Below are 13,098 nucleotides of genomic sequence, written 5' to 3'. Positions count from 1 at the left end.
GATTGGCCGGGAATCGATCCTTCTAATCCATCTTTTTATATGCGCGAACGTAGCTGCAGACGGTTTGCTCGGTACAGTGGATCACTTCGCCGATCTCTTTGTACGTACGCCCTTTTAAACACATCAATATTGCTTGGTAACGCATAAACATGCGAGAATCTCTTGGTTTCTGCTTCCTAAAATCATGCATAGCTCTTTTGACTTCTTGAATTGCTGGATCACGATCTTCCTTTAGGATTTTTACGTTCATTTGCGATCCGCCCCTTTATAAGTGTTTTCCTTACTTAATAAGGTTCGACGGATATGCTTAAAATCCTTTTCTGCCATTTATATAAAAGGTTGTTCTAACAGCGTCAGGCGCGGGCAGCTCGACCTCCGTCGGAGGGATTACTTAGCTTCACTTGTTCCTCTCAGCGCAACTCGATCCCCATCTGAGGGATTACTCCGCCTCACTTGTTCCTCTCAGCGCAACTCGACCCCCATCTAAGGGATTACTTTGTCCCCCTTGTTCCTCTCAGTAAAGCTCGAACCCCGTTTGAGGGATTACTTTGTCTCGTTTGCACGCTCCCCCCATTATTCTGTCCACACCCGATCCAAGTACTGTCCCTATTCCCATAATAATACAGACATAGTCCGCTCTAGACAGGCATATCATTGGGCAGAAAGAATGCCTATTATGAATCGGGGAGTTCCATTATGAAAAAAGCGCTGATCATCGCTTTGATCGTTGTTTCCGCTCTTATTTTGATCGTAGGCGGCTTTGCGCTTTATGTTTATGTTTCGTTTTCATCGACCGCTGATGATATGCACGCGCCGATTGACCGGGAAGGGTCAAGCATCCGTTCCGATGAGATTAATTTTGCGGATAACGACCCTGTTTCTTTTTTATTGCTCGGTTTGGACACTCAAGAGACGGATTACGGACGAACGGATACGATGATTGTTGTGACCGTGAACCCCGGCGAGCAATCCATTAAAATGCTAAGCATCCCTCGCGATACAAATACGGAACTCGTTGGCAGAGGTTGGAATGATAAAATCAACCATGCTTATTATTACGGCGGGGAAAAAATGGCGATGGACACGGTGGAACATTTTTTGGATGTGCCTATCGATTATATCGTTACGGTCAATATGGATGGATTTGAAGAAATGGTCGACGCCGTCGGAGGGATTACCGTTAACAATAATCTTGAATTCGAATATGACGGGGAGACGTTTAAAAAAGGAGAATTGGAATTAAGCGGAAAAGAAGCCCTTGCATTCGTACGCATGCGGCATAATGATCCCCTCGGGGACTCGGGACGAAATGACCGACAACGTCAGGTGATCGAAGGTATCATCCGCGAAGGAGCCGACATGTCATCCGTTACAAGCATCGGATCCATTCTTGATGCGATTGGCCACAACGTACAGACAAACATGGCGTTTCAGGATATGATCGACATGCAAAGCTATGAATCCAGCATTCACGATCTTGAACAGCTCACCCTAAGCGGCGAACATGATCGTTTGGACGGGGTGTACTATTATGTCGTCGATGAACTGAATAAAGCGCGAGTGTCGAGTACATTGAAGGAACATTTGGAACTTGAATAGCAATAGCGGCGACCCATTCCTTTTTTGTTGACTTATGAGCTAATTACGCTATCTCAGGTCCCTTGTTATGCAAGGGTGACTGAAACGCGAAAAGAAATTTCCCTGTAAAACCCAACGGATTCATGAGACTTGGCGGCACTTATAATAACTGATGTGGAAACATCGGCCCCAAAGCGTAAAAAACCTCTGGCATGAAAAATGAACACCAATGCTCAGCATCAGATTAGCTCTCAGATTGGACCTTGAAGACTCTTTGTGTTGCTCGGGAGCCTCAGGAGTCCTCAGAATTGAGTTTGGCGGACTCTTTGCGCCGCTCGGGAGTCATACGAGTCCTCAAGAATGGGTTTAGCTGATCTTCGAATAGAAGCGATGTTCATTCTTGCAATAGCACAAAACAAGGCGTGAACCTGATCCCGTTTTTATGCCTAAAACGAAAAATCGCTACAACGCAAAAAGCTCGACTTATACAAGCACATGGACTCCCTTCTTTTCTTTATTCGTGATATACTCTTCGTAACACATGCGATTGTAGGGGAGATTGTACCGTTGAATATTGGCATTAGTGTCGCCTTGTTTGTTTTTTTACTCGCTGCAACAGCGTTTTTTGTGGCTGCGAAACATTCCATCTCGCGAATGCGAAACAACCATCTCGACGCACTCGCTGCAGAAGGCCACAGAAAAGCCTCACTCCTGAAAAAAATGACCGCACATCCCGATGGGTACCGGTCGGCTGCTCAACTCGGGATCGCGATGACAACGCTCGGTTTGGGCTGGCTAGGCACACCTGTGACCGAAACGATTCTTACCTCCTTAAATGTTACGACAGAGGTGGGAAGCTTTGTATCTTTTATCATCGCCTTCACCCTTGTCACTTTTTTATACATTGTGATCGGATTGCTGGCACCAAAAACGGCTGCGATGCAACACTCGGAGGCGATTAGTTTGACGACCGCGCGATTGCTTCGTTTTTTTTATTTCATTACTTACCCGGCAATCGTTGTGCTTAACGGGGTGGCTAATGCTTTTGTGCAATTGTTCGGCCTGACGCCGGCGAAACACCTGGATGAAGCCCACACGGAAGAAGAATTGCAAGCACTGCTCACAGAAAGTTTACGGCATGGAGAAATCAATCAAGCCGAGTTCGGGTACGTGAATAACATTTTCGCTTTCGATGAGCGAAAGGCCAATGAAATAATGGTTCCGCGCACGGATATGGTTTGTATCTATCGGGACGAACCCTTGGAAGCGGCGATGAAAAAAATTAAAGACAAACGTTTCACACGTTACCCGATGGTTGGCGAGAATAAAGATGATGTCATCGGATTTATTAATACGAAAGAGTTTTTGTTGGTTAATTTGGAAAGAGAACAAATAAACATCGATGAGATCACGCGCTCCGTCCTCACCGTTTCCGACCAAACCCCGATCAAACGGTTATTGAAAAAAATGCAAACCGAAGGTGCCCACTTAAGTATTTTAATCGATGAATACGGCGGAACAGCCGGAATGGTGACGATTGAAGACATTCTCGAAGAAATCGTCGGTGATATTCGCGATGAATTCGATGAAGGGGACATGCGCGAAATTGAGGAGATCGCCGATGGCCATTTCCTCGTCGACGGGATTGTGCTCATCGACGATATTAACACCTATCTCCCTGATAAAATCGAGGAAGACGACTTTGATACGATCGGCGGCTGGTTATTTTCCATGAATCCGAACATCCACGAGGGTGAAAAGTGGAAAATAGGATCGATGAAGATCCGAGTCATCAAGCGGGATGCGTATCGTTACCGAAAACTGGAAATTGTTGTGGAGGATGAGAAAACATAGCCAAGGTTGTCCGGCGGGACAGCCTTCTTTCTTATATGATAAAATGGTAGGCAATATTGTGAACCTCTCCACCTAAATCAAAGATTTTGATGGAGCATCCCTTATCTTAAATACAGCTCAATATCTCGCATTGTCATTCCCTTCGAGAAGACCTACGCCAGATTTAGGCTAATGAATGAAGACAAGTTCCGAAATGTCCTTATTCGCAGCATAGAAACTTTTGTCTATAATGCGAACCTCGTTATTTCTAACAAGGATTTTAAACACCAGATATTTTACATGTCGAACGCTTTTTTCGACACAACCTCATATATCCAATTATCAAAGAGCGAATATAAAGTCCATGCCTCTTGTTGGGCGGTGCTTTATACGATAAATTCATTATATCAAACGTTTGTTCCTAAATCTAGTCTTTTTAGAAATCTTTTTTATTATGAACAAGAAACTAAAAAGAGCGCCTAACCCCACTAAATCGTAGATTTTGAAGGGGAATGCGGCGCTGATATTTTCAAAATGAAGAGGCGGCGATCTATCATGTTTCAATTTGATCCGTGGCATCATCCTTATTTTTCAAAACGAACCCCCATGTACAGCCAGCGTGGGATGGTCGGCACTTCGCAGCCGCTCGCGTCCGAGGCCGGACTTGACATGCTGAAAAAAGGCGGGAATGCTGTCGACGCCGCGATTGCAACGGCTGCAGCGTTAACGGTCGTGGAGCCGACATCCAATGGCATTGGCAGCGATTCATTCGCGATTGTCTGGCTGGACGGAAAAATGCATGGCTTAAATGCTAGCGGTCGATCACCCGGCGGCATTTCGATAGATGCTGTGAAGGCACGCGGCTTTGAAACGATGCCTAGAAATGGCTTAATCCCGATAAGCGTCCCCGGTGCTCCCGACGCGTGGGTGGAGTTATCGGAACAATTTGGAAAATTATCCTTGAAGGAAGTGCTCGCACCAGCCATTCGGCTGGCTGAAGAAGGTTTTCCGGTGAGCCCGATCGTCTCCAAACATTGGAAGGCAGCGGTTCATTTATACCCGGCTGACGAACCGGCGTTCAAACCTTGGTTCGATACGTTTACGAAAAATGGCAAAGCCCCTGAGCCCGGAGATATTTGGCACCTCCCCGATCACGGATCGACTTTGCGAAAAATCGCGAAAACGAACGGGAAAGCTTTTTACGAAGGCGAACTTGCCGAACGCATCGACCAATTTTCACGCGAACATAACGGCTTCCTTCGCGGAGAAGACATGGGGAATTTTACCTCGGATTGGGTGCAGCCGCTGTCTGTGAATTACAAAGGTTATGATGTCTGGGAGCTGCCGCCGAACGGACAGGGGATCGTCCCCCTTATGGCAATGAATATTTTAAATGGTTTTGATTTGCCAATAAAAGATAATGCGGAGGCACACCACGTGCAAATGGAAGCACTTAAACTGGCTTTCATGGATGGATTTGAGCACATTACCGATCTAGCACATATGCGCGTAACGCCGGAAACATTGCTAACTTCGGACTACGCGGCGGAGCGCCGCGCCTTGATCGGCGCTGAAGCGATCGATCCACAAGCAGGCACCCCACCGCGAGGAGGAACGGTTTATTTGGCCACTGCGGATGGAGAAGGCAACATGGTTTCCATGATCCAAAGCAATTATGCAGGATTCGGCTCCGGCATCGTTATCCCCGGCACCGGCATCAGCATGCAAAACCGTGGCTGGGAATTTAAATTGGATGAAAATGCTGTCAATGCATTGGCGCCGAATAAGCGGACATATCATACAATTATCCCTGGGTTTTTAACGAAAGGCAGCGAGCCTGTAGGTCCGTTTGGCGTTATGGGCGGGTACATGATGCCGCAAGGCCATTTGCAAGTGCTCGTCAATGCTGTCGACTACGGGCTCAACCCGCAAGCCGCCCTGGACGCGCCGCGTTGGAAATGGCTCGGAGGCAAAAGACTCGAAGTGGAATCCCACTTCCCGGCGGAGATCGCACGGCAACTCGTACGTAAAGGCCATCATATCCGGCCAACGCTGGAAGCCGGAGGATTTGGACGTGGACAGATCATTTGGCGAAACCCGGAAACCGATGTACTCGTAGGCGGGACCGAATCCCGGGCGGACGGCCATCTGGCGGTGTGGTGAGGGGGGATACGATGGATTTCCGAAGACAGGGTCATATTTTCGTCGCCATGTTACGGGCGAACTTACTCGGCTATGGCGGGGGCCCGCCAACCATCCCATTGCTCCATAAAGAAGTCGTTAGCACTTACAAATGGATGGACGATGAAGAATTCAGCGATATCGTAGCCTTGGCGAATACGTTACCCGGACCGATTGTCACAAAATTAAGCGGCTACATCGGCTATTACGTTGGCGGTGTGCTCGGAATGATTAATGCTTTGATCGCCGCTGTTTTTCCGACGGCAATTTTGACCATTCTCTTGGTCGGGACACTTGTTTCTTTTCAGGATATCCCTGCCGTGCAAGGAATGACCCAAGCGATCGCGCCAGTGGTTGGCGTTCTGCTCATCGTCATGACATACAATTTTTTAAAACAATCCAAACAAAAAGTCGGATTTTGGGGGACATTTAGTTTAACAATCGTAAGTTTAGCCGTGTTCGAATGGTTGAATGTTCATCCGGCTATATTGATCGTTGCCTTGATGGTCATCGCGCTTAGTCGGCGGCCAAAATCTTCTTCCTCCGAACAGCGGGAACAGACGCAGAAAGGATAGTTCAATCATGGTTTATTGGCAATTATTCGTCGCATTTCTAATCCCCGGCGTCGTTGGCTATGGCGGAGGGCCCGCTTCCATTCCCCTGATCGAACACGAAGTCGTCCATAGGTATGACTGGATGAGCACTCAGCAATTCGGTGAAGTCCTCGCGCTCGGAAATGCCCTCCCCGGCCCAATTGCAACGAAAATGGCCGGCTTCATCGGCTTCGAGGTAGCAGGAATTCCGGGCGCGCTTATCGCGATTTTTGCCACGGTGGCGCCCAGCCTTGTCGCGATGCTCTTGTTAATGAAGGTTTTACTAAAATATAAAGATCACCCGCGCGTCCAACAAATGACCGCGCTTATACGCGCGCCCATCGCCGTGTTGCTCGGCGTGTTAGCATTTGAGTTTTTCACCATGTCATGGGACGGATCCGGAATGGTGCAAACCGTGATACTCGTCGGCACAAGCCTTTTGCTATTGGAAAAATTCAAGGTGCATCCGGTCATCGTAATCGCGGGAGCTCTCGTGTACGGAGCAGTGGTGTTGGCTTAGGTTAGAGCGAGGGCGGAGAGCTGAATCTGTCACTTGCGGGTGGTATTCTGTCACTTTCGCGCCGGAATCTGTCACTTTCCAAGGATAATCTGTCACATTGCCTTGATAAGAGCTTCAAGATGGTATTTTCTCGCCTTTGTCCCACCGCTATGCGTGAGGTTCATTTTTTGGAGCAGTCGTTGGGCAGTGTTAATCACCGGAAGGTGGAGGTAAGTCTGGCATTCGCCGCTGGTTATGTGGGGCGACACAAGAAGGGCATAATCTTCCAATGCTTTACGGTGAGCGTCTCGGCTTACGTGTCCGCAGCGCGAACATACCCATTTGCCATGCCGCCATTCCATAATACAGGCACAAACCGGACAGAATACACCATTTTTCAAATCGACGCGACTTAATTCATATTTTTCCATTGCACTGAATATCGCTGGACGATGGGCTTTTTTTAATGCCACAACGTAGGTGTTTACCTCTGCATTTAACGAATGACATCTTTCTTTTGCAAAAAAATCTTGTAAAATTTGTCGCAGAGCGGGAGGACGGATGATTTGGCGATGTAGAGGGTGAGGCGCAGCATTCCTTAAAACGCTGTTTTCGTTCGTCATGACCGCATACGTGTATATCGGAGGACTCGAACTGTAATGCGCATGCAGCCAGGCTTTGAGAGACGCCGCCTGTTGCTGTGCCTGCAAAACCGGGTCGGCAAACACTTCCTGCTGATCCCCTTGCGTACGGAGCAGCTGTTGATGCTCATGATCAAATGTAAGCGTCCCGGCAAGATTTTTAATTTCTAGAATAAGGAAAAAATACTTGGTAAGAAGCAGCGTGTCCATTTGAAAAAACCCCATGTTGCGGGGGAGACGTAATTGATGTACAAAATAATGCTGTCGTGGCAAATCAAGCTGACTGTAAAAATAATCCATTGATATTTCGCCACGCCATCCGGCTCGGGAGCGTTTAACTTCAGTTTTAATGGCGGAGAACTCCTTGTGAGCGGGAGAAAGACGGGATTCCAACGCTTCTAGTTGGCGGATTTTAACGGGGAATGCGCGAGGTGTCGTGTTCAAATTTTCAATCCTTTCTAAAAATAATCTTCTTAAAATATGACAGAAATCACGCGCCGGGTCAAGGCGTTGCCGGCGCGCGGATATAGGTTTTTATACACGGAATCTGTCACTTTGTACTGATATTCTGTCACTTTCCTACGGTATTCTGTCATTTATGAGGCGTATTCTGTCATTTTACCCTGATATTCTGTCATTTCCTGCTCATTGCGATTAACGCAGCTTATAGCTTCACCTTCAATTCTTCAATTTGCTGCAAATGCCGGCGTTCGTGTAATCCGATGAATTCGACCCATTGTGCCAGATCCATCGTTCCGAACGCCGGATGCTTAGCCGATTTTTGCGACAAGATCGCTTCATCTTCGACCGTATCCAAAACCTTCAACAATGTTGCCCGCGATTGAGCGAGTCTTTCTTTCATTTCCTCAAGTGGCATAAATTCGTTCGACGGCACGAAGGGGCCGGTCGCTTCCACCTTTTGTACCGAGCGATCCACCGTCAGTTCAATCGGTTTCTTTTTACGGGCCGGTTGACTGTCTTCATTTGCCAGTTCCTTCTGTATGATAGGAGCTGCTAACCCCTGTTCTATTAAATAAAGATGTTCCAACACTTGCACGATCGTCCAGCGCCCTTCCTCCACTTCACAGTTCAATTGTTCATCGGTCAAATTTTCGACGCTAGCCAGTATTTCTTTTCTCGCTTCTTCAATTCCTAACATTTTACATCTCCCCGCTTCTTTTCACTACTCAACGCGAATAATACCAAACACCGTTCTCCACTTCCCGCTTGCAATCGCCTTCGTAGCGAAGATATTCCAAGTGCGCGAGTGTTTCCCCGATGGCAAACCTTGTTTCATGAACCGTCAACACTTTCGGGAAAAGGCGCTGACAGATGTCGTATACGGTCGCCGATTCATTCAAATAACCTAGCAACGTTTCCAGGCGCTCGCTATGATGATCACGAATTTCTTGTGCCCTTGCATTGGCACCGATAAAAGGTTTGCCGTGGGAAGGAATGACATATTCAGCATCCAACGTTTCGATTTTTTTCAATGATTGCAGATACGATTTCAACGGGTTCTGATCCCCATGAAACCAATAGGAAATGTTGGGCGTAATTTTCGGCAGCAAATGATCGGTCGAGAGCAAAACACTCTTTTCGCGATTAAAAAAAACAATGAGGCCGTCGGAATGCCCGGGCGTAAACAACACTTCATACTCGTATTTCCCTATTTGTACGTTTTCCCCTTCTTGAAAAAAATGATCGATCGTCGGCAACGGTTCCACGCGCGGCACGAATTCTTCGGTATTCCCGCGCATCTCATCGGCTTGATCATCGGGAATGCCGGCGCGATCATAATACGCGCGCATCTCATCCAAAAATTGGTTCGTCCATGCATGTTTCCCCGCTTCAGCGTCGGTTTCCGTCATAAACACACGGGCGCCGGTCTTTTTTTGCATGGCGCCGGCGTAACCGAAATGGTCAGGATGATAGTGGGTCACGAAAATACGATCCACTTTTTTATCTCGTAAAATGGGGTCCCAAGCCGCCACCGTTTCATCATTATGTAAGCCGGCGTCGATCACTGTCCAACCGTTATCTCCTTCGGCATAAAATACATTCACGTGGTTCAACCGAAACGGCAAATTCAATCTTAATGTCTCAATTCCAAGCTCTAGTTGCATTTCTGTACGTCCTTTCTAAGATGTAAAATAAGGTGAAGCTTCCATCAAAGGGGGCTCTTTCTTCCGCTCTGATGGTTAGTTAAACCAATCGGGGTGTTTGTCGCCCGCATAGACGGAAGTCAGATTGCAGAGGCCAGAAAAAGCTTTTTCCAGGATATTCCGATTACTGGCTTCCGATGTCTGATTTCTGGAAAAGCGGGTGCCACCGGGATAATGCCCGAGAGCCTGCTCCCGGGCGGGCAAACATTCTAATTCGTTGATAGCTGCAGTTCCGCTCGTTCTTCTTCAGTAAACACACGGGAGCGGAGAAGAAAGCGCACGCCTTCCGGGCCTTCGACGGAAAACATGCCGCCGCGGCCTTTTACAACATCGATGATGAGCTGGGTGTGTTTCCAATACTCATATTGATCCTTCGCGATGTAAAACGGCGTGCCGCCGATATCGCCGAGATAAATATCGTTTTTGCCGACTCTGAATTCATCTTTCGGAAAACACATCGGAGAGCTGCCGTCACAGCAACCGCCCGATTGATGAAAAATCAGTGGTCCGTGTTTCTTTTCCAGTTTGCGAATGAGGGCAATCGTTTCATCGGTGGCTCGGACTTTTTCCACCATTCGGATGCCTCCTTTAAAACAATCCTTGCGGTTCCTCGCTATAGCTGACGAGCAGATTCTTCGTTTGTTGATAATGATCGAGCATCATTAAATGATTCTCGCGCCCGATGCCGGATTTTTTATAGCCGCCAAATGCCGCGTGCGCCGGATAGACGTGGAAGCAATTCGTCCAGACCCGTCCGGATTGAATGGCACGCCCGAAACGATAAGCCGTGTTCATGTTTCGCGACCAAACGCCCGCGCCGAGGCCGTACAGCGTATCGTTCGCGATATCTAATGCTTCATCTTGCCCGTTGAACGTCGTAACAGAAACAACGGGACCGAAAATTTCTTCCTGGAAAACGCGCATCTTATTGTGCCCTTTGAATATCGTCGGTTCAACGTAATACCCTTCGGCTTGATCGCCTTCATATTTTTTACGATTGCCGCCGGCAACAACTTCCGCGCCTTCTTGCTTGGCGATATCAAAATAAGAAAGGATTTTTTCCAGTTGTTCTTCGGACGCTTGCGCTCCGATCATCGTATTCGTATCAAGGGGATCGCCACCCTTAATTTCTTTGACTTTTTTCAAGGCTCGATCCATAAATTCATCGTAAATGGATGCATCGATGAGCGCCCGTGATGGACACGTGCAAACTTCCCCTTGGTTAAGGGCAAACATAACGAAACCTTCCAATGCTTTCTCGAGGTATCCGTCGTCTTTGTCCATGACGTCGGCAAAAAAGATATTCGGTGACTTTCCGCCAAGTTCAAGGGTTACCGGGATAATGTTCTCGGAGGCATACTGCATAATCATTCGACCTGTGGTCGTCTCGCCTGTAAAGGCGACTTTATCAACCTTATCGCTTTGCGCCAATGGTTTCCCGGCCTCCAGCCCAAATCCTTGCACGACATTGAGAACACCCGACGGCAACAGATCCTGAACTAACTCCAACCAAATGTTAATCGAAGCCGGTGTCTGTTCCGCCGGCTTCAAAACCGTGCAATTCCCGGCTGCCAGTGCAGGTGCCACTTTCCAGGACATCATGAGCAACGGAAAGTTCCAAGGAATGATTTGTCCGGTCACCCCGAGCGGTTCATGAAAATGATAAGCGACTGTATCCTCATCGATTTGCGATATCCCGCCTTCCTGGGCACGAATGACACTTGCAAAATAGCGAAAATGGTCAATCGCGAGCGGAATGTCGGCCGCTAGTGCTTCGCGCACCGGCTTGCCGTTATCCCATGTTTCCGCTACAGCCAGTTTTTCCAGGTTTTCTTCCATGCGATCGGCAATCTTGTTTAAAACACGGGAACGATCAGCAACTGGCGTCGCTCCCCAAGCTGCTTTCGCCTTATGAGCGGCATCCAATGCCCTGTCCACATCCTCCTCTTTTGAACGGGCAATTTCCGTGAACACCCGGCCGTCAACCGGACTTACATTTTCAAAATACTCCCCATCCGCAGGGGCTACCCATTCCCCACCGATGAAATTATCGTAACGAGATTCGAAATGGACGACTGCGTTTGTTGTTCCCGGTTTTGCGTAATGCATCTAGCGCCCTCCTTCAATCATTTGAATGCGCTTACAATGATTGCAAGCATATTTTCCAATCTAATACCCGATTTAAAAGAATCTTAAACATTGGACGAATGCGAATTCATCCAATGAAGCCGAGCGACCTCCTTCACAGCGTTTGTGACAATCGCACCATATCCCGGATACGCAGGCCATTTTCATAGAGGGGCATGTCATAATTCCGAAGAAAATAATCCACTTCCACGCCGACCATACGAAAACCGCATTTCTGATACAAATAGAGTTGACTCGTCCCCGTGCTTCCCGTGCCGATCTCCACCGTCTTGTAGCCAAAATTCCGGGCTGTCTCAAGGGCATGACGAAGAAGTTTTTCACCCAGGCCTTTCCCTTGCATCGTTTGCGTGAGCGCAATGTTCATGATCTCCACCGTATTCGGACGTGTTGCCAAAAGCACATAAACGCCGATGATGTTGTTGTCATGCTTCATCAAAAAACATCGACTACGATGGATGTAGCTTTCGATCATTTTTTCTTCCGGATCAGCGATTAACAGTAATCGCATCGGCACATCTTCCGTGTTTTTGCATTCAAAAATTTCATATTCCATGCTTATTCAGCCCTTTCCTACACGATACGTTTTCGCCGGATCCGCGAGAGTGACTTCACCGAAAAAGACATCTTTAGCTTCGGCCACCAGATCGTTTATATTTCCATACTGGGGCAAATGGGTAAGCACCAAACGTTCAACACCCGTCTCATGCGCCAATTGGCCCGCTTGGCGACCGCTTAAATGACCCGGTATTTGGTCGATCATGTGATGATAGGTGCTTGCTTCACTGATCAGTAATTCACTTCCTTTTATAAAGGGAAGGAGATTGGGCGTCCAAGCTGTATCAGAGGTAAAAACGGCTGAAACACCGTGTTGGTCTGTAAATTTTAACGCCAGACAATAAACAGGATGATCCGTCTCACAAAAATCGACATGCCACGGACCAATCGTCTCTGTTTGTTGCGGGGAAATAGCGGTCGCGCGCATGTATTTGCCATACTGCAGATTGGAAAATTGATCTTCGTCGTTAGCATGGGCGTAGACGTGTAACTGCCGGTCACGCTTGTCCAACATCGTTTCAATCATCACCCCGTGCTGCAAAACGCCGACATCCGCGATATGATCGGGGTGATAATGGGTGATAACGAGTGCGTCAAGTTCATGGAGAGGGATATGAGTTTGCAATGCAGACAACACGCCGCTCCCACAATCAACGAGACAACGAAAACCTTCTTCTTCAATCAGGAACGCAGATGTTGCTCCATTTGCTGGTGGATAGGCGCCCCAAATACCCAATGGCGTGATCTTCATGATGGGATTGCTCCTCCTTTTTGGGGTATTGTACCATTTGTGAGGGACGAGAGGGTTGATTTTGGTGAATTTTTCTTTTTTGGAGCATCATCAAGAGGCATGGGGGGGGCGGATTCTGTCACTTCCGCATCATATTCTGTCATTTCGCTCTCCT

Annotated in this window: 14 protein-coding genes; 5 read left to right on the top strand and 9 right to left on the bottom strand. The window is 47.8% G+C overall.

The genetic code is table 11. From position 1 onward, the window contains the following. Window positions 1-22: 22 nt before the first annotated feature. Window positions 23-250, bottom strand: coding sequence for a helix-turn-helix domain-containing protein (locus HUG15_RS02785; RefSeq protein WP_200126843.1), 228 nt, complete (start codon window positions 248-250; stop codon window positions 23-25). Between the two features lie 446 nt (window positions 251-696). Between HUG15_RS02785 and HUG15_RS02780 the strand changes: the two genes are divergently transcribed. From HUG15_RS02780 to HUG15_RS02760, 5 genes are all read left to right on the top strand, one after another. Further along, window positions 697-1,599 (top strand): LCP family glycopolymer transferase, encoded by a 903-nt coding sequence (locus tag HUG15_RS02780; protein ID WP_200126841.1) that lies wholly within the window; start codon window positions 697-699, stop codon window positions 1,597-1,599. Window positions 1,600-2,145: 546 nt separating this feature from the next. Continuing rightward, window positions 2,146-3,432 carry a hemolysin family protein gene (locus HUG15_RS02775; protein ID WP_211202327.1) on the top strand — a complete coding sequence of 429 codons (1,287 nt, stop codon included), beginning with the start codon at window positions 2,146-2,148 and terminating at the stop codon, window positions 3,430-3,432. A gap of 534 nt (window positions 3,433-3,966) precedes the next feature. After that, window positions 3,967-5,574: a gamma-glutamyltransferase family protein gene (locus HUG15_RS02770; protein ID WP_200126837.1), complete on the top strand. Its 1,608-nt coding sequence runs from the start codon at window positions 3,967-3,969 to the stop codon at window positions 5,572-5,574. Window positions 5,575-5,585: 11 nt separating this feature from the next. After that, window positions 5,586-6,167 carry a chromate transporter gene (locus HUG15_RS02765; RefSeq protein ID WP_200126835.1) on the top strand — a complete coding sequence of 194 codons (582 nt, stop codon included), beginning with the start codon at window positions 5,586-5,588 and terminating at the stop codon, window positions 6,165-6,167. A gap of 7 nt (window positions 6,168-6,174) precedes the next feature. Beyond that, entirely contained in the window at window positions 6,175-6,705 is a 531-nt protein-coding gene (locus tag HUG15_RS02760) for a chromate transporter (protein WP_200126833.1), read from the top strand. A gap of 92 nt (window positions 6,706-6,797) precedes the next feature. On the opposite strand, the gene HUG15_RS02755 is transcribed toward HUG15_RS02760, so the two are convergent. The 8 genes from HUG15_RS02755 to HUG15_RS02720 all read right to left on the bottom strand — a co-directional run bounded on the left by HUG15_RS02755 (window position 6,798) and on the right by HUG15_RS02720 (window position 13,087). Then, entirely contained in the window at window positions 6,798-7,769 is a 972-nt protein-coding gene (locus HUG15_RS02755) for a nuclease-related domain-containing protein (RefSeq protein WP_200126831.1), read from the bottom strand. A 220-nt stretch (window positions 7,770-7,989) separates the two neighbouring features. Next, window positions 7,990-8,484, bottom strand: coding sequence for a DinB family protein (locus HUG15_RS02750; protein ID WP_200126830.1), 495 nt, complete (start codon window positions 8,482-8,484; stop codon window positions 7,990-7,992). A 28-nt stretch (window positions 8,485-8,512) separates the two neighbouring features. Beyond that, on the bottom strand, window positions 8,513-9,451 hold the full coding sequence (locus HUG15_RS02745; protein ID WP_200126828.1) for an MBL fold metallo-hydrolase: 939 nt from the start codon (window positions 9,449-9,451) through the stop codon (window positions 8,513-8,515). Window positions 9,452-9,699: 248 nt separating this feature from the next. Further along, window positions 9,700-10,065 carry a DUF779 domain-containing protein gene (locus HUG15_RS02740; protein WP_200126825.1) on the bottom strand — a complete coding sequence of 122 codons (366 nt, stop codon included), beginning with the start codon at window positions 10,063-10,065 and terminating at the stop codon, window positions 9,700-9,702. A gap of 13 nt (window positions 10,066-10,078) precedes the next feature. After that, window positions 10,079-11,599, bottom strand: coding sequence for an acetaldehyde dehydrogenase ExaC (gene exaC, locus HUG15_RS02735; RefSeq protein ID WP_200126823.1), 1,521 nt, complete (start codon window positions 11,597-11,599; stop codon window positions 10,079-10,081). Between the two features lie 133 nt (window positions 11,600-11,732). After that, the gene (locus HUG15_RS02730) at window positions 11,733-12,191 is read right to left on the bottom strand and encodes a GNAT family N-acetyltransferase (protein WP_200126822.1); all 459 of its coding nucleotides are present in this window, start codon (window positions 12,189-12,191) and stop codon (window positions 11,733-11,735) included. Between the two features lie 6 nt (window positions 12,192-12,197). Further along, entirely contained in the window at window positions 12,198-12,944 is a 747-nt protein-coding gene (locus tag HUG15_RS02725; RefSeq protein ID WP_200126821.1) for an MBL fold metallo-hydrolase, read from the bottom strand. Beyond that, complete coding sequence (locus HUG15_RS02720) at window positions 12,941-13,087, bottom strand: hypothetical protein (protein ID WP_200126820.1); 147 nt, start codon at window positions 13,085-13,087, stop codon at window positions 12,941-12,943. Before HUG15_RS02720 ends, HUG15_RS02725 begins: the two co-directional genes overlap by 4 nt. Between the last annotated feature and the right edge of the window lie 11 nt (window positions 13,088-13,098).

The organism is Salicibibacter cibarius, assembly GCF_016495725.1.
Taxonomy (GTDB): domain Bacteria; phylum Bacillota; class Bacilli; order Bacillales; family Marinococcaceae; genus Salicibibacter; species Salicibibacter cibarius.
The sequence above is the reverse complement of the archived record's forward strand: the minus strand, read 5'-3'. Positions and strand labels throughout refer to the sequence as shown.